The organism is Pannonibacter anstelovis (genome assembly GCF_036881715.1).
Lineage (GTDB): Bacteria > Pseudomonadota > Alphaproteobacteria > Rhizobiales > Stappiaceae > Pannonibacter > Pannonibacter anstelovis.
In genome coordinates this window covers 248,445-263,313 of the sequence record NZ_JBAKBF010000002.1, presented here as the reverse complement: position 1 = coordinate 263,313, position 14,869 = coordinate 248,445, and the positions used below count along the sequence as shown (strand labels likewise).

Annotated in this window: 17 protein-coding genes; 9 read left to right on the top strand and 8 right to left on the bottom strand. The window is 63.3% G+C overall.

Going from position 1 to position 14,869, the window contains the following annotated elements; translation table 11 throughout:
• Positions 1 to 32: 32 nt before the first annotated feature.
• From V6L75_RS04025 to V6L75_RS04015, 3 genes are all read right to left on the bottom strand, one after another.
• Positions 33 to 878, bottom strand: a complete 846-nt coding sequence (locus V6L75_RS04025) for a class I SAM-dependent methyltransferase (RefSeq protein WP_334250227.1) — start codon at positions 876 to 878, stop codon at positions 33 to 35.
• A gap of 92 nt (positions 879 to 970) precedes the next feature.
• Entirely contained in the window at positions 971 to 2,104 is a 1,134-nt protein-coding gene (locus tag V6L75_RS04020; RefSeq protein ID WP_334250226.1) for a GNAT family N-acetyltransferase, read from the bottom strand.
• Between the two features lie 87 nt (positions 2,105 to 2,191).
• Positions 2,192 to 2,959, bottom strand: a complete 768-nt coding sequence (locus V6L75_RS04015; protein WP_334250225.1) for an SOS response-associated peptidase — start codon at positions 2,957 to 2,959, stop codon at positions 2,192 to 2,194.
• Between the two features lie 86 nt (positions 2,960 to 3,045).
• On the opposite strand from V6L75_RS04015, the gene V6L75_RS04010 reads away from it, so the two are divergent.
• The 4 genes from V6L75_RS04010 (at position 3,046) to V6L75_RS03995 (ending at position 4,924) form a co-directional block, all read left to right on the top strand.
• Positions 3,046 to 3,561, top strand: coding sequence for a hypothetical protein (locus V6L75_RS04010; protein ID WP_334250224.1), 516 nt, complete (start codon positions 3,046 to 3,048; stop codon positions 3,559 to 3,561).
• A gap of 3 nt (positions 3,562 to 3,564) precedes the next feature.
• Positions 3,565 to 3,990 carry an NUDIX hydrolase gene (locus V6L75_RS04005; protein WP_334250223.1) on the top strand — a complete coding sequence of 142 codons (426 nt, stop codon included), beginning with the start codon at positions 3,565 to 3,567 and terminating at the stop codon, positions 3,988 to 3,990.
• A gap of 69 nt (positions 3,991 to 4,059) precedes the next feature.
• Entirely contained in the window at positions 4,060 to 4,482 is a 423-nt protein-coding gene (locus V6L75_RS04000; RefSeq protein WP_334250222.1) for a TIGR02301 family protein, read from the top strand.
• A 169-nt stretch (positions 4,483 to 4,651) separates the two neighbouring features.
• Positions 4,652 to 4,924, top strand: coding sequence for a hypothetical protein (locus tag V6L75_RS03995; protein ID WP_050471916.1), 273 nt, complete (start codon positions 4,652 to 4,654; stop codon positions 4,922 to 4,924).
• Positions 4,925 to 4,980: 56 nt separating this feature from the next.
• Here V6L75_RS03995 and V6L75_RS03990 read toward each other — a convergent pair whose 3' ends face one another.
• Positions 4,981 to 5,607 (bottom strand): LysE family translocator, encoded by a 627-nt coding sequence (locus V6L75_RS03990; RefSeq protein ID WP_334250221.1) that lies wholly within the window; start codon positions 5,605 to 5,607, stop codon positions 4,981 to 4,983.
• A 338-nt stretch (positions 5,608 to 5,945) separates the two neighbouring features.
• Here V6L75_RS03990 and V6L75_RS03985 point away from each other — a divergent pair, with 338 nt between their 5' ends.
• Positions 5,946 to 6,494, top strand: a complete 549-nt coding sequence (locus V6L75_RS03985; protein WP_334250220.1) for a hypothetical protein — start codon at positions 5,946 to 5,948, stop codon at positions 6,492 to 6,494.
• A gap of 56 nt (positions 6,495 to 6,550) precedes the next feature.
• On the opposite strand, the gene V6L75_RS03980 is transcribed toward V6L75_RS03985, so the two are convergent.
• The 4 genes from V6L75_RS03980 to V6L75_RS03965 form a co-directional block, all read right to left on the bottom strand.
• Positions 6,551 to 7,216 (bottom strand): class I SAM-dependent methyltransferase, encoded by a 666-nt coding sequence (locus V6L75_RS03980; RefSeq protein WP_334250476.1) that lies wholly within the window; start codon positions 7,214 to 7,216, stop codon positions 6,551 to 6,553.
• A complete protein-coding gene (locus tag V6L75_RS03975; RefSeq protein WP_334250219.1) occupies positions 7,209 to 8,474 on the bottom strand; it encodes a BtaA family protein in 1,266 nt (421 codons plus the stop codon). Before V6L75_RS03975 ends, V6L75_RS03980 begins: the two co-directional genes overlap by 8 nt.
• 126 nt (positions 8,475 to 8,600) lie before the next feature.
• Positions 8,601 to 9,953 (bottom strand): L,D-transpeptidase, encoded by a 1,353-nt coding sequence (locus V6L75_RS03970; RefSeq protein ID WP_334250218.1) that lies wholly within the window; start codon positions 9,951 to 9,953, stop codon positions 8,601 to 8,603.
• Positions 9,954 to 10,148: 195 nt separating this feature from the next.
• Positions 10,149 to 11,489, bottom strand: a complete 1,341-nt coding sequence (locus V6L75_RS03965; RefSeq protein WP_334250217.1) for a dihydroorotase — start codon at positions 11,487 to 11,489, stop codon at positions 10,149 to 10,151.
• A gap of 192 nt (positions 11,490 to 11,681) precedes the next feature.
• On the opposite strand from V6L75_RS03965, the gene ygfZ reads away from it, so the two are divergent.
• The 4 genes from ygfZ to V6L75_RS03945 are packed head-to-tail and all read left to right on the top strand — an operon-like array spanning position 11,682 to position 14,855.
• Positions 11,682 to 12,590, top strand: a complete 909-nt coding sequence (gene ygfZ, locus V6L75_RS03960; protein WP_334250216.1) for a CAF17-like 4Fe-4S cluster assembly/insertion protein YgfZ — start codon at positions 11,682 to 11,684, stop codon at positions 12,588 to 12,590.
• 51 nt (positions 12,591 to 12,641) lie between these two features.
• Positions 12,642 to 13,298 (top strand): HD family hydrolase, encoded by a 657-nt coding sequence (locus V6L75_RS03955; protein ID WP_334250215.1) that lies wholly within the window; start codon positions 12,642 to 12,644, stop codon positions 13,296 to 13,298.
• A gap of 55 nt (positions 13,299 to 13,353) precedes the next feature.
• Entirely contained in the window at positions 13,354 to 13,860 is a 507-nt protein-coding gene (locus V6L75_RS03950; RefSeq protein ID WP_334250214.1) for a tyrosine phosphatase family protein, read from the top strand.
• A gap of 14 nt (positions 13,861 to 13,874) precedes the next feature.
• Positions 13,875 to 14,855, top strand: a complete 981-nt coding sequence (locus V6L75_RS03945) for an NUDIX hydrolase (protein ID WP_334250213.1) — start codon at positions 13,875 to 13,877, stop codon at positions 14,853 to 14,855.
• Positions 14,856 to 14,869: the final 14 nt, after the last annotated feature.

The following is a 14,869-nucleotide window of genomic DNA, read 5'->3' as shown; positions in this document are numbered from 1 at the left end:
CGCCAGCCTTGAAGGCTGGCGCAAGCCCGGTTTTATCCCCGGCGGGCGAGCACCAGATGGCCCGGCACCGGCTCGCCCTCCTCAAGGCGCACGGTGATCGGGTCCATGGCCAGAATGGAGAAGCCGGAGGCTTCCAGCACGCGCCGCAGATAGCTTTCCGAATGGGCATAGCGCCGCTTCGGGCCGACGAGATAATCCTTCCCGCCCAGAGCTTCGTCCGGCAGGGTCTCGGTCGAAAAGCCGAAAACACCGCCCGGAGTCAGCCGGTCTGCTGCGGCTGCCACGATCCGCTCCACCTTACCGAGATAGGGGAAGACGTCTGTCGCTGCGATCAGGTCATAGACCGGACGCTGGCCATCATCGTCCTCGAACTCTTCCAGAAAGGCGACCGCCTCGCCGACGTAAAGGTCGGTGTAGACCTCCCGGTCGAAGGCGATCTCGACAATCTTTTCGGACAGATCGACGCCCGTCATCCCCTCGCAGATATCGCCCAGCGCTTCACCGGTCAGGCCGGTGCCGCAGCCAAGATCCAGCGCAGCCTTATAGGGTCCCGGCGCATGGCTGCGCAGCTGCTCACGCAGCAGAAGCGGCACACAGTAGCCCAGCTGATCGACGAGAATGGCCTCGAAGACATCGGCATGCTGGTCGAAGAGCGTCGACACATAGGCTTCCGGCATGGCATCGGGTGCAGCATCGCGGCCCATGGCCGCAAGGCGCACGCTGGCGCCGCAGTGGTCTTCCGGATCGATGGTCAGGGCTTCCCGGTAGGCCGCTTCCGCGCCATCCAGATCTCCGGCCTTCTCCAGATCAAGACCCCTGTTATAGACCTCGGCCAGTGCTTCCTCGTCGAAGGATGCAGTCTCTTCTTCTTCGGCCATGGTCAGCCCTTTCCTGCGTGCGGTAGTCCTGTTCGCCTCTTACCGCTCTCCGCCCGAAAAGGACAGGCGCAATCACTGTGCTGGAGAACGGATCAAAGATCCGTCAACAGGCGGCTCCAGCTTTCCGAGGCGAAGCCGCCCGCATAAAGATCCCCGCGGCGTGCAGCGTCGTTCACACTCGAAAAACGGCTGCCAATACAGAACAGGCCGCGCGGAGAGAAGCTGATCCAGCGCTGGGAAAGAAGCGCACGCATCAGGCTGGGTTTTGCCATGCCCTCGGCCATTATCAGACCCTCAGCCTCGAAGGCGGCCAGCATGGCGGCGGCGGCGTCAAGCTCCCGGCCCTCTTCTGTCAGCAGATGCAGAACCGTTGCCTTGCGCCCATCGCTGTACCAGGCAAGAGCCGCAAAGCTGCCCTTGCCATCTTTAGCCAGAGCAAAACGCAAGGTGCCGAGCGCATGGTTACGCGCAGCAAGGCCGGTCAGCCAGGCGAATTCTTCATCCGGCCAAAGGGGATGAACCGGGAAACGGGCCAGCAGCGGTCTGGCGGCCCGCAGGAAGCCGGCAGCATCCGTTTCTTCCAGTCCGAGTTCAGTCCGCACTTCCGGAACAAGCGCAGGCTTGAGCCGCCGGGAAAGAGCGTCAACCGCGCCGCAAGGCAGCAAAGCCAGCAAAGGGCGCAGGCGGGGAAGGCTCTGGCCCGCGACCAGCCGTGCTGCCGAGGCAGGCCGCATCACCCGGCGCCACGCCAGGCTTTGCGTCGTCAGCACCTGACCCCCGCCGGAAAGCCAATGGCTGGCGCTGAGCGGCGAGGCACTGTCCGACAGAAGGAGATCCTGTGTGCAGGCCCGCAAGGACCGGGCAATCCGGGCAGCTCCTGAGCGCCCCTCCCGTCCTTCGGACATAAAGGAACACAACAGCCGGGCAATGACAGGCCGCCCTTCCACACTGAAGGTCATGGGAACTGCAAGTACCGCCGCCTTGATGCCGGAACAGGGATGGTCATGAACGAGACTGCCGTGCGCTTCGCTGTAGGAAGGGCTGCCAAAGAGCAATTCGGCAAGATAGGCTTCCAGCGCGGCCGCGTCCCTGACCCCGGAGGGCCGGAACACGCGGCTGAAGAGACCAGCGACCACCGGAAGATCATCCCGGCGCATCGGGCGCACCAGGCGGGCAGCCTTCGGCTCCGGCACTTCAGCCAGACGATCATTCAACGCGGCCCGCATACTGCCCCTTCCGTTTTCGTCATCCAACGACCTAACGCAAAGGCATTTACATTTTCGTATAGCACGCCAAAGAATGCAGCAATTTTCCTAGAAAAGATCAAGCTGACCGGAGCTGCCACCGCCGCCTTGCGCCTTTCTGCGGGCGGGACGGGACTTCGGTTCTTTTTCCGGGTCTGCCCCGGGTGCCGCCTCGGCAGCACGCTCGGTCAGCCCCGGATCATCCTGAGAGGCACTATTGACACGGGACGAAACCGGGATGAACTCCAGATAGTCATCTGCCACCGGCCGCAGCAGGCGGCGGGCTTCTTCCGCCCTTACCTGTCCGGTATCCAGCCAGGCATCGAAATCCTGCTCGAAAAGGATAGCCGGCATACGGTCGTGCACGGCCTGCATGGCCCGGTTGGCTGGTACGGTCAGCAAGGCACCGGTATCGATCTCGCCGCCCGACGGATCGGACCATGTGTCCCACAGCCCGGCCACCGCCATCAAGCCGCCGCCGGCAGGCCGGATGAAGAAGGGCTGCTTCTGCCCGCCAGTCCGCAGCCATTCGTAAAAGCCATCCACCGGCACGAGGCAGCGGTGATGACGCATGGCCGCACGGAACGAAGGCTTTTCCGCTGCCGTCTCTGCCCTTGCATTGACCAGGAGGGTGAAGCTGGCCGGATCTTTTACCCAGCCCGGAATCAATCCCCAGCGCACCAGTGCGAACCGCCGCTGGCCATGCTCATGCCGGACAGTAGCAACAGGCTGGGTGGGGGCTATGTTGTAGCGCGGCGGAAAGTCTGGCCGGTCCCGGTAACCGAAGAGTTGCGCGACCGCTTCCGGGGGTGATGTCAGGGTGAAGCGTCCGCACATGAAAATCCTTGCAGTGATCTGATTAGTTCTTTGGCAACAAAGGCAGGTTAGGTTCGGGAGAAGTAGAGTTCAACCGGGGGGATGGCATGACGCAGGAGGATCCAGTGCTGGGCACCGGCGATCTGTCCGCCGAGCGGCTTGTCAAAGCCAATATCAACCCGGCGACTGGCCTTGCAACCGACTATCTGAACCATTTCAATGAAGTGGTGATGCTGCTCGAAATGCTCCCGGCCATGCCGGAATGCGCCGAGGACGTGCTGAGCTGGAGCCCGGCAGATTACGAAACGCATTTCGAGAACTCGAGCTTCTCCGAACGCCAGCTCGCGATTCTGGCCTATCATGCCGCACCGGTTCGCCTGCGCTCGCATCTGGAGTCACTGGTGGCGGGAATCAATGCCGCCGTCCTCAGCTCGCAGGACATGATTCGCAATGCTGTCTCTCCGTCGGAAGTGGCTTTTGAGCTCGCGGAAAAGGCAACCAACGAGATCAAGCCGCTGATCGCTATGGCCAGCGGTGTCATCCATGGTCACATCAGCACCCGGGATGTTCCTGCGCACGAAGGCTCCGAAGCACAGGCGGAAATCGACGCCCTGTTTGCCTGAGCCATGTCCAGGCCCCCTGCTCTTCCTCCTCTTGTTCCAGGTGTCAGCATTCTCTGCCACAGGAATGGAGACGTTCTGCTCATCCGCAGGGGCAAGGCGCCCTATGCCGGTTTCTGGAGCCTTCCCGGCGGCAAAGCCGAGGCAGGCGAAAGCCTTCTGCAGGCCGCACAGCGGGAACTTCTGGAGGAAACCGGGGTCACCGCGCTGCTTGGTGAGCCTGTCGACGCCCTCATCATCGAGAGCCGGAAAGAGGACGGCGCGATTCGTGCCCGGTTTCATCTGACGGTCTTCATGGGAGCCTATGTTTCAGGCGAACCCATCGCAGGCGATGACGCGGCAGAGGCCTGCTTCATGCCTCTTTCCGGGCTCGACAACCTTGAAATGACTCCTGGCACTGCTGAACGTATCCGGAAGCTGATGGCCTGTTGACGGGGAAACCCGCGGCCTTGCACCGCCGGTCCTTGCAGCCCATTATCCGGCCGGACAGGCAGGGAACCGATGGACTCCAGCACACATACCAGCGCCCGGCGCCAAATGACCACGGCAGTGCTTGCAGGCCTTGCATCGGCTGTCCTGATGCTCTCGCCTTTGCCGGTTCTTTCACAGGACCCGCTGTCCGAAGCACCCTATGAACGTCAGTTGCTCCGCCTGTCGGAAATCCTCGGGGCTCTGCATTTCCTGCGGCCCCTGTGCGGGCGCGAGGATGCGCCGAGCTGGCGTGAGCGGATGGAAAACCTGCTGGACGCTGAAATGCAGGACGAAGTGCGCAAGCGCCGCCACATCGAGCGCTTCAACCTCGGCTATCGCGGATTTTCTTCGGTGTATCAAAGCTGTACACCGGCCGCACGGGCTGCCATGAACGCCTATATCCAGGAAGGCGAGAAGCTGAGCCGGGACGTTACGGCACGTTACGCCCGCTAACCGTGCTCCGTTACCAAAGGCTTAACCCTCCACGTATAATTTGTGGGTGGACGTTAAGAAGGCCTTCACACTCGCTTCCCGCGTAGTCTTCCCATGGTAAGGTCTTCGCAGATTCGGGGAACGGCACCGACTCATCCGAAGCGAAAGCGGCAAAGACCTAAGGGACAGCATGACCAACGACGAATTCAGCGAGATGTCTGCGGACGTCCAATACCTTGAAGACGACGATATTCGCCGTGCTGCGCTTGGTTTCATTCAGGATGCATGGTCCGAGGCGATTGCCTGCGGTGTCGATACGGATGCTGTTGCTCACGCAGCCATGTTTACTGCACTTGCTGATCTTGTTTCCACGTATGGCGAAGATGCCGTTGCCAAGCTGGCAGAGGGCCTGCCGGAACGCATTCTGCGCGGTGACTATTCGGTCAATCGCGTGCTTCAGTAAATTCCTCAAGACGGAGCGCGCGGCTCGTTTCCTGCGCTCCGGCTGCACCTTGATTGTTAGAACAGACTTGCGGCGATCGCGCTTGCAAAGACAATGAGCGCAATACCGGCAATCCGGTTGACCATCTCAAGCCAACGGTCCGTGAACCTGTCACGCAGGGCTGTCACTCCCCCCGCAACCAGGCACCACCACAGGAAGGCTCCGCCGGACACACCAGCCAGCATGGCTGCAGCGCCGAGATGATCGCCAGGCTCAGGTGCCCAGTCACCCAGGCTGCCAAAGATCGCCAGAAACCCCAGAACCGCTCCAGGGTTGGTGATCGTCATGGCAAAGGCAGCCGCAGAATCACGCAGCAGGGTGTGATCAAATCCCTCCCGGTCCCGGTTCACGTGCGGATGGCTGCGCAGGACGGCAATGGCAAAGACCAGCAGAAGTGCCGCGCCGGTGATCTTGATCCAGAATTCGTGAAGCTCGACGAACTCCGCAACGGCGGAAATCCCGAACAACGCAGCTGCCGCGAACAGCGTATCAGCCACGACCGCCCCCAGCCCGACCAGCACCCCCGCACTGAACCCGAAATGGATGGCACGGCGCAGGGCCATGATGTTGACCGGCCCCACAGGGGCGCTGGTCATGAGGCCGATGCCCAATCCAAGCAAGGCATAGGAGAAGGCAGGCGTCATACGGCAAAACTCTGGCAAAAATGGCACATCTGCCTGCGGTTTAACGAAAGGCAGGGCCGATGCCAAGCACGCTGGCTCTTTTGAATGGCCTTTCCGCCGTGGCTGCGTATAGTCGTTGAAAATTCTCCCGGCTGAGTCTGACCATGCTGCGCAACTGTATTGCCACCCTTTGTTTTGCACTCCTGCTGCTTCCTGCTGCAGACGCAGCGACTGTTAGAACCGAGACGATCCTGGTGACGCCGCCGGAGCAGAGTACCTCCGGAAGCCCGGCTATTCCGCCGGAGGACCTCCTGCCTGCGGCCCCTGATGAGGGCGCCGCAGATGACGCATCCGGAACCATGGATGAGGCTGATCCAGCCGAAGGCGCCGATGCCCCGGAGCAAGGCCAGTCTTCCGAAGCGTCTCCCCAGAACCAGCTCCCGGTCCCCGAAGTGCATTACGGTTCCGAGGGGCTGCCTGCTCCCGTGGCCCGAATGCGCGACCAGTTGCTGGACGCGGCCCGAAGCGGCGACGTCGAGCGGATGCGCATGGTGCTGGAAGGCAACGAAATGATGCCGACCCTGTCTCTGGCGGAAATCGGCGATCCCATCGAGTTCCTGAAGAACAGCTCCGGGGACGGCCAAGGCCAGGAGATCCTTGCGATCCTTCTGGATGTGATGGAAGCGGGCTGGGTGCATGTTGATGCCGGAACTCCGCAGGAAATGTACATCTGGCCCTACTTTGCCCGTTACCCCTTCGACAAGCTGACACCAGCCCAGAAGGTGGAGATGTACCGCGTCGTCACAGCCGCCGATTTCGCCGAAATGGACGCCTATGGCGCCTGGCTGTTCTACCGCGTTGGCATTGGTCCGGACGGCACGCTGCATTATTTCGTCGCGGGTGAGTGAAACCCCTTCCCGATGCGCTTGCCGCATCGGGATCTGATCCATCTCACCGGTGCTCTTCAGACGCGGGTGACCTCTGCCCAGACTGAATAACCGCGATAAAGCGGACCGGCCTCGCAACGCGCCTTGTGCTGCGCAGCAAGCGCATGAGCAGCAGCGAGCATGTCGGCCCGCGGCGTGACGTGGAACTTCGCCAGCCAGGCATGCAGCAGGCGGCGGAAGAGGCCCGGCAGGCGCTCCTGCTGGCCGAAATCCACCACCGACAGCTGCCCGCCCGGTGCCAGCACTTCAAGACCAGCTGCCATAGCCTCCCGCCAGGGCGGGATCATCGACAGGGTGTAGGACATGAACACCCGGTCGAAACTGCCGCGGCCAAACAGGGCTTCGGCGTCAAAGGCAGAGGCATCGGCGCAGGCCAGCCGGATACGGTCTTCCAGTCCGGCGCGGCGAATGTTCGCTTCCGCCGTTGCCAGCATCTCGCGCGAAATGTCGAGGCCGTAGAAACGGGCCTCGGGATAGAGACGCGCTGCCTCGATGAGGTTGCGGCCCGTGCCGCAGCCCAGTTCAAGCACGGCACCGCCCGGTGGTGGAAGCAAACGGGCGATCAGCCGGTCGCGGCCCAGCAGATAATATTTGCGCGTCAGGTCATAGATGTGCCGCTGGTTGCGGTACACGCTGTCCATCAGCGCGGCGGAAGAGCCGCTCTGGCTGCGGGTTTCATCCATTGAAGACATAGAGATGGAACCCGCCATAGATGGAGGACCGGTCACGGCGGCCAAGTTCGAGGCTCTTCTCCGCCTCATAGGTCCATCGGTCGAGGATGGCATCATGGACGCGGCCCGGCAGCAATGTCGGCTCGGCGGCCGTACGGAAGATGACGCGGGCGCCAGGACGGGCGGTGCGGGTGATCTCGCTCCACAGGCCGTTCAGCTGCTCGTCGGTCATCCAGTCCTGCGCATCAAGCAGGACATAGGCATCAAGGCTGCCTGGCACTTCGTCTTCCAGATGCTCGGTGAAGCTGCGGTTGACCACCTGAACGCGGGAAGCCCGTTCCCGGATCGCATCGAAGTGCTCGCGCTTCAGGTAAGGCGGCAGCGGACCGGAAGCGCCTGTGCTTTCCTCACCACCCTGCGGCGCATAGCCCCGGTTGAAGGCCTGCCAGGCGAAGTAGTTGTCCGAGAGCGAGAAATCACAGGCGAGCTTCTGAAGCCGCTGCTTCAGCACGTCGGACATGTCACCCGTGGGGCTGGCGGAGACCAGCGCCTCGTACTGGGCGGGCGGAATGCCGAGGCCATAGAGCGACATCTTCTTGGAGGTTGCCCAGCGCACCAGCCGCTTGTCGAACAGAGGCGCCAGCGCCGTATCGAAGTAGCTGCGCTGTTCATCCAGCGTCCGCGCACGAACGAAATGCTTGGGGTCGATGCCATAGAGGCGGGCGACGAAATGGCCCACGCCGATGAAATAGCCGAGCAGGCCATGATGATAGAGATCACGCGAGAACAGAGTGATGCGGCGGCGGCCAAGCCCGCTGATGCCACGCCCTTCCCAATAGCTGCGGGTGTCGTCATCCAGCTTGTCACGCAGGAAACGCTCGTAGGCCGCGATGTTGGCCTTCTCGTCTGCCTCGCCGAAGAAGCGGTAGAAACTGTCGTGGTTCGGCAGATGCTGCGCGGCGGCCAGCTTCAGGCGGCCCAGCGCCACATGCGCGCGGTTCAGGTCCACCGCCGTGATCTCTGCCGGATCAGCCGTCAGATAGGACATGACGTTGCAGCCGCCCGAGGCGATGGTGACCATACGCGAATGGGGCTGAAGCTGCAGTGCCTCCAGATCCACATCAGGATCTTCCCAGATCTGCGGATAGACCAGCCCTTTGAACGCAAAGGTGAACATGCGCTCCAGAAAGCCCTCGCGGGATGTGGCGCTGGACCGGTGGACGGCCTTCTTCAGTCTGGCTTTCGATGCTTCAAGCGTGCTCACCGGCATTGTTCGCTCCCTCAGGGACTGCCCACCGGCGATTCTTCCGCCGGATAAGAACCTGAGGGGGAGCGATACTGCAGACACGCGACAGAGACATGACGGTGAGAACGGCCACTTTGCCGTCCCGTCATTTCAGTTCGTTGTCGTCACCACGAAGTCGGTGCCGAGGCCGGTGTTGCGCAGGAAAGACCGGTCTGTGACGATTAGCGAGGAGCCCGGAACCAGCATGGCGCCAACTTCCTTGCGCACGCTGGCGGGCATGTCGATCCGGTCGAGGATGCGCGCCGGCGTCATGCCTTCAGCCTCCTCTGCAACGACAGCCATCCAGCCGGTTTCACTGTCTCCGGGCTTGAAGCCCAGGGCCGTGAAAATGACAGTTCCGACCGGCGCCTTCGGGTCCTTGAGAGTGACGCCCGCCTGATAGATGTCCTTGAACTTCGTGCGGATCCGCAGTTCCGCATTCAGCGGCAGATCCTCACCAGCCTCGCGGTAGACCCGCTTCAAAAGACTGAGGCTGTAGTTGCCGGTGACAGGCAGCTCGTAGCCTTCCTGGAAGAGGCGGATCGCCTCCCGTGTCTTGCGTCCCATGACGCCATCCACGGGGCCTGCGTCAAAGCCGAGACGATTCAGCACCGCCTGCAGATCGTGGATCTCCCGGCCCTGCGGCCGGGGCGTGATGATCATGCGCAGCGGCGGACCGAACTCAGTTGCAGCTTGCGTTTGCGGTGCGATGGAAGCTGTATCCGAGGCGATGGAGCCGCGCAGGCCTTCGCTGACAGGCACGATGCTCTCATCAAGGCTTGCAACTGCCGTGCCTGGAACATAGGGCTGCGGCAGAGCGGCATGGGTGATGGCGACAGGCGCGGTTTCACCATCGGTGATCACCACATGCATGCCGCGCTCGGTCATGCCGAAGAGGTTCTGGGCAAAGTCCATGGGCAGGCGCACGCAGCCATGCGAAGCCGGATAGCCAGGCAGCTTCCCCTGATGCAGGGCAATGCCCGACCAGGTGAGCCGCTGCATGAAAGGCATGGGCGCATCGTCATAGAGATTGGAGAAGTGCTTGCGCCGCTTTTCCAGAATGGAGAACACGCCCGTCGGTGTGCTATGGCCCGCCTTGCCGGACGAAACCGGTGTGGAACTCGCAAGCTCCAGCCCGCGATAGACTTTGAGGTTCTGCTCGCGCAAGGACACGACGATCTGCATCGGATGCTCGGGATCGCCGATCCCGGCCGTACCCTGCAGCGCTTCTGCTGTACCGGCGGTCATGCTGGCCTCGCCAGGCTTGACTAGCCCTGCGATCTGCTTCAGCCCCGCCTGATTTTCAGCTCTCGCCTGCGGAACTGCGAAATGCATCATGGCAAGAGCACAGCCCGTCATCAGCGCCATGCGCCAGATGCTCTCACGAACCGCTCCGCCGTCAAATCCTGCAGCCGTCTCCATCACCATGCGAGCCTCATCTACGCCATACCCGTCAGCCCGCATTCACCTTACGCCTGCTCCGTGTACTTAGGGTTAGGGAACAGGGTTACCGAACTATGCGAATTTGACTGGTTCCGGTCATAGAAGCTTAACCCTGAAACCGCTGTAGCGCCCGTCACACTTTAGCCGGATTTGAGGGAGGGCGGCGCGTATCTGACGCTTCACCCTCTCCTGCCCGTTTCAAGCTAGATGTTCCGCTCACCCCTGCGGCTGGAGGGCATCCTGGAACTGAACGGTCTCGCCCTGCGACGGCGTGGTCAGTTCGCCCTGCCACATCACCTTGTGGCCGCGCACGAAGGTGCCGACGGGCCAGCCGGTGACTTCCACGCCGTCGTAAGGCGTCCAGCCAACGCGGGAGGCGATCCACTCGTTGCGGATGGTTTCCTTGCGCTTCATGTCGACGATGGTGAAATCGGCGTCATAGCCCACCGCAATGCGGCCCTTGCATGCCATGTTGAACAGGCGTGCGGGGCCGGCGCTGGTCATGTCCACGAAACGCTCCAGCGTCAGGCGCCCGGCATTGACGTGATCGAGCATGGTCGGCACCAGCGTCTGCACGCCGGTCATGCCGGAATGGGACCCCGGATAAGCGTGGTCCTTCTCCTCGCGGGTGTGCGGGGCATGGTCGGAGCCGAGAATATCGGCAACACCCTGATTGACACCCCACCACAGGCGCTTCTGGTGCGACAGATCACGCACCGGCGGGTTCATCTGGGTGTAGGTGCCAAGCCGCTCGTAGCAGTCCGGGGCAAACAGGGTCAGGTGATGCGGCGTTACTTCCGTGCTGGCCACATCGCGGTGGTCCGCCAGATATTCCATCTCGTCGCCGGTGGAAATATGCAGCACATGCACCCGCTTGCCGAGGCGGCGGGCAAGCGTTACGAGGCGTTGGGTAGCCAGCAGCGCTGCCGTTTCATCGCGCCAGACCGGGTGCGAGCGGGGATCTCCCGGCACGCGCAGGTTCATCCGGTCGCGCAGGCGCATCTCGTCCTCGCAATGGAACGAGGCGCGGCGGGTGATCTTCTTCAGGATCTTCGCCAGGTTCTCGTCATCCTCCACCAGCAGGTTGCCGGTGGACGAGCCGATGAAGACCTTGATGCCGGCTGCCCCCGGCAGCTTTTCCAGCATCGGGATCTCTTCGATGTTTTCCGCCGTGCCGCCGACGAAGAAGGCAAAGTCGCAGTGCATGCGGTGATGGCCCGCCGCGACCTTTGCCGCCAGCGTTTCGGCCGTGGTGGTGTTGGGGTTGGTGTTCGGCATCTCAAACACCGCCGTTACGCCGCCCATGACGGCGGCGCGGGAGCCGGTTTCAAGGTCTTCCTTGTGGGTGAGGCCCGGCTCGCGGAAATGCACCTGCGTGTCGATGACGCCCGGCAGAATGGTCAGGCCCTTGCAGTCAATGACCTCAGCCGCCTTGGCGCCTCGCAGATCGCCAATGGCAGAAATTCGCCCGCCGCGCACCGCCACATCGCGGATTGCCGTGCCGTCCTGATTGACGACCGTCGCGCCGGTGAGAATGAGATCATGGGCAGCAGACATTGATGACTCCTCTTCCATCTTCGGCGCGGGCCTTGCGCTCGGCTTTTTCTGGCGCGCTTATACGATTGGCAGGGCGCACGGGTCCACAGGCTTTTCGGGAAAGAGCCTGCCCGGCAACGCCGCGCCTTGCCGCCGGGCGGGCGCGGGGCTATCTCAACGGGAGAGATATACGCAGTTTCACTGGAGGCCTTCATGTCCGCTGCCCGTTTTGCCCTTCTGCCTGACCGTGGCCTGGTGCGGGTGAGCGGGCCGGAAGCCACGCATTTCCTGCAGAACCTGCTGACCCGGGATGTGGAGGGCCTGACCACAGGCGAAGCTGCCTTTGCCGCTCTGCTGACGCCGCAAGGCAAGATCCTGTTTGATTTTCTGGTGCTGAAAGACTTGGACGGCTTCCTGCTGGACACGCCGGCCTCGCAGGTGGCTGCCCTTGTAAAGCGGCTCGGCTTCTACCGGCTTCGCGCCAAGGTGACGCTGGAGGATTGCAGCAGCACCCATGAGGTGGCCGTTATCTTCGGTGATGCCCTGCCCGCAGCGCCGCTGGCGCCGGATGTGCTGGCCGTAACCGACCCCCGCCTTGCTGAACTGGGCCTGCGTGTGGCCGGGCCGAAGGGGCTGGCGAACGTTCTGGAAGGCCTTGCCTTGCAGGCGGCAGAGCGCGCAGACTGGCACACCCACCGCATCGGCCTTGGCGTGCCGGAGGCGGAAAGCGACTTCGCTTACGGCGAGATTTTCCCCCATGACGCGGACATGGACCAGCTGAACGGCGTCTCCTTCCGCAAGGGCTGCTACGTGGGGCAGGAAATCGTCTCGCGCATGGAGCACCGCTCCACCGCCCGCAAGCGCTTCGTCATGGTGGCGGCGGCGGAGGCCCTGCCCGCCATGGGCAGCCCGGTACTGGCCGGGGAGCAGGAGGTGGGCACGCTTGGCTCATCCTCTCATGGCCGGGGACTGGCGCTGCTGCGGCTTGACAAGGTGAAAGCAGCCATCGACAAGGGCGTCCAGCTGACCGCTGCCGGAACGGCGCTCGATGTAACGCTGCCCGAGTGGGCGCATTTCACCTGGCCAAGCAGTGACGGCGGCGCAGGCACGGACAGCGCCTGACCAGCTTGCAAACAACATCCGCCGTACCGGCCCAAGACTGACGGAGCATCCATGGCTGCCGACCGCCCTGAGTTTCCGCCCCGCGCCTGGCAGCGCATGCTTTCCGGCCGCAGGCTCGACCTGCTGGACCCCTCTCCGCTGGATGTGGAGCTCTCCGACATCGCCCACGGCCTTGCCCGCGTCGCCCGCTGGAACGGCCAGACCCATGGGGACCACGCCTTTTCCGTCGCCCAGCACAGCCTTATGGTGGAAGACATCGCCCTGCAGCTGAAGCCGGACCTGACACCGCAATGGCGGCTCGCGGTGCTTTTGCACGATGCGCCGGAATATGTGATCGGCGACATGATCTCTCCCTTCAAGGCGGTGATGGGCGGCGACTACAAGCTGGTGGAAGGCCGCCTCCAGGAAGCCATCCACAGGCGTTTCGGCCTGCCGGGCAAGCTGCCGGAGGCTGTCAAGAAACTGGCGAAGAAGGCCGATATCATCTGCGCCTATTTCGAGGCGGTTGAGCTGGCAGGATTCGGTGATGAGGAAGCAGGCAAGATCTTTGGGCGGCCGAAGGGCTTCGGGACCGGCCCGGCCAGTGCACCGCGCCTCGGGCTGGAGCCAATGCCCGCCGCCACTGCCCAGATTGCCTTCACCGAGCGCTTCGAGGCCATAGCCGCCCTTGCCGCAAACACGCCGCAGAAGGCCGCGCGCGGCCGGTGACGCAGGGGTGTAAAAAGGTTACTCTCCAAAGACACAGTTTCAGGATGACCGATTGATGCTTTACGTGTCTTCTCTTTCCCGCCTCAAGGAAACGGTGGAGCGGACGGGCGCCACCCGCATGGTCAGCCTGATCAATGCCGGCACACCGGTGGAACGTCCCGCCTCCATTGCCCCCGATGACCACCTGTTCCTTGGCTTCAACGACATCGTGGACCCGGTGGAAGGCCTTGTGCCGCCCGGCGAGGCGCATGTGAGCTCGCTTCTGGACTTCGTGCAGGGCTGGGACAAATCCGCCCCGCTGGTCATCCATTGCTGGGCGGGAATCAGCCGGTCCACGGCGGGCGCCTTCATCACCGCCTGCGCACTGACGCCGGATGCGGATGAGGCGGAGCTTGCCTCGGTTCTGCGCGCCCGCGCGCCCTCTGCCACCCCCAATGCAAGGCTGGTGGCGATTGCCGACCGCATGCTCGCCCGCGACGGGCGCATGATCGAGGCAATCCGTGCCATTGGCCGCGGGGCTGATGCCTTTGAGGGCACGCCCTTCGAAATGCCTCTGGCCTGAAGGAGCAGGCGCGGATGAACCAGACCACGGCAACCATCGAGATCGGCCTGAATGCCGTGATCGTGGCCGTGCGCGAGGGCGTGCCGCAGGTCGTCACCTTTGCCGGTGGCGGAGAAGACGAGGCCGAGGGCCTGCCCTTCGGCCCCTTCGACCCGCTGCATCACCGCACCTTTGAGAGCGGGCTGCGCACCTGGGTGGAGGAACAGACCGCCCTCACCATCGGCTATGTGGAGCAGCTTTACACCTTCGGTGACCGGGGCCGCCACATGACCACGGGCGACAGCGGCCCGCATGTGGTGTCCGTCGGCTATCTCGCCCTCACCCGCAAGAGCGCGGACAGCGAGGATGTGCTGTCCAAGCATCATTCGTCCTGGCGGTCCTGGTATGACTACTTTCCCTGGGAAGACTGGCGCGACGGGCGCCCTGCAATGCTCGACCGGGATCTTTTGCCCGCGCTGCACGCAGCTGCCGGGCGCATGCCGCCGGAGCCGCCGCACAGCGGCCTTGGCCGTGCCGAGCGCATCCGCCTTGCCTTTGGCGAGGATGAAGGCAGCTGGGACGAGGAGCGGGCACTCGACCGCTACGAGCTGATCTACGGTGCCGGTCTTGTGCAGGAGGCCCTGCGCGACGGGCGGCCTGAGGCGCTGGCCTGCCCGGATCTGCCGAAATTCGGCCGCCCCATGCGTTTCGATCACCGCCGGGTGCTGGCCACCGCCCTCTCGCGCCTGCGCGGCAAGCTGAAGTACCGGCCGGTGATCTTCGAGCTGATGCCCGACACCTTCACCCTCACCGAATTGCAGCAGACGGTGGAAGCGATCTTCGGGCGGCACCTGCACAAGCAGAACTTCCGCCGCCTCGTGGAAAACGCCGAACTGGTGGAACCGACCGGCGCCACCTCCACCGCCACCGGCGGCCGCCCCGCCGCTCTCTTCCGCTTCCGCCGCGAAATCCTGAAAGAACGCCCTGCGCCAGGGCTCAGGGTTGGCGGGCGGTGAGACGGGGTCTATCT

What these genes read in the sequence shown, in the direction of transcription:
- V6L75_RS04020 (WP_334250226.1), bottom strand. Translation starts at nt 2,104, where the DNA reads ATGCGGGCCGCGTTGAATGATCGTCTGGCTGAAGTGCCGGAGCCGAAG.
- V6L75_RS03985 (WP_334250220.1), top strand. Translation starts at nt 5,946, where the DNA reads ATGGATGAGGCTGATCCAGCCGAAGGCGCCGATGCCCCGGAGCAAGGC.
- V6L75_RS03970 (WP_334250218.1), bottom strand. Translation starts at nt 9,953, where the DNA reads ATGCGGGCTGACGGGTATGGCGTAGATGAGGCTCGCATGGTGATGGAG.
- V6L75_RS03965 (WP_334250217.1), bottom strand. Translation starts at nt 11,489, where the DNA reads ATGTCTGCTGCCCATGATCTCATTCTCACCGGCGCGACGGTCGTCAAT.
- V6L75_RS04000 (WP_334250222.1), top strand. Translation starts at nt 4,060, where the DNA reads ATGGACTCCAGCACACATACCAGCGCCCGGCGCCAAATGACCACGGCA.
- V6L75_RS03995 (WP_050471916.1), top strand. Translation starts at nt 4,652, where the DNA reads ATGACCAACGACGAATTCAGCGAGATGTCTGCGGACGTCCAATACCTT.
- V6L75_RS03990 (WP_334250221.1), bottom strand. Translation starts at nt 5,607, where the DNA reads ATGACGCCTGCCTTCTCCTATGCCTTGCTTGGATTGGGCATCGGCCTC.
- ygfZ (WP_334250216.1), top strand. Translation starts at nt 11,682, where the DNA reads ATGTCCGCTGCCCGTTTTGCCCTTCTGCCTGACCGTGGCCTGGTGCGG.
- V6L75_RS04025 (WP_334250227.1), bottom strand. Translation starts at nt 878, where the DNA reads ATGGCCGAAGAAGAAGAGACTGCATCCTTCGACGAGGAAGCACTGGCC.
- V6L75_RS04010 (WP_334250224.1), top strand. Translation starts at nt 3,046, where the DNA reads ATGACGCAGGAGGATCCAGTGCTGGGCACCGGCGATCTGTCCGCCGAG.
- V6L75_RS03945 (WP_334250213.1), top strand. Translation starts at nt 13,875, where the DNA reads ATGAACCAGACCACGGCAACCATCGAGATCGGCCTGAATGCCGTGATC.
- V6L75_RS04005 (WP_334250223.1), top strand. Translation starts at nt 3,565, where the DNA reads ATGTCCAGGCCCCCTGCTCTTCCTCCTCTTGTTCCAGGTGTCAGCATT.
- V6L75_RS03980 (WP_334250476.1), bottom strand. Translation starts at nt 7,216, where the DNA reads ATGGATGAAACCCGCAGCCAGAGCGGCTCTTCCGCCGCGCTGATGGAC.
- V6L75_RS04015 (WP_334250225.1), bottom strand. Translation starts at nt 2,959, where the DNA reads ATGTGCGGACGCTTCACCCTGACATCACCCCCGGAAGCGGTCGCGCAA.
- V6L75_RS03950 (WP_334250214.1), top strand. Translation starts at nt 13,354, where the DNA reads ATGCTTTACGTGTCTTCTCTTTCCCGCCTCAAGGAAACGGTGGAGCGG.
- V6L75_RS03975 (WP_334250219.1), bottom strand. Translation starts at nt 8,474, where the DNA reads ATGCCGGTGAGCACGCTTGAAGCATCGAAAGCCAGACTGAAGAAGGCC.
- V6L75_RS03955 (WP_334250215.1), top strand. Translation starts at nt 12,642, where the DNA reads ATGGCTGCCGACCGCCCTGAGTTTCCGCCCCGCGCCTGGCAGCGCATG.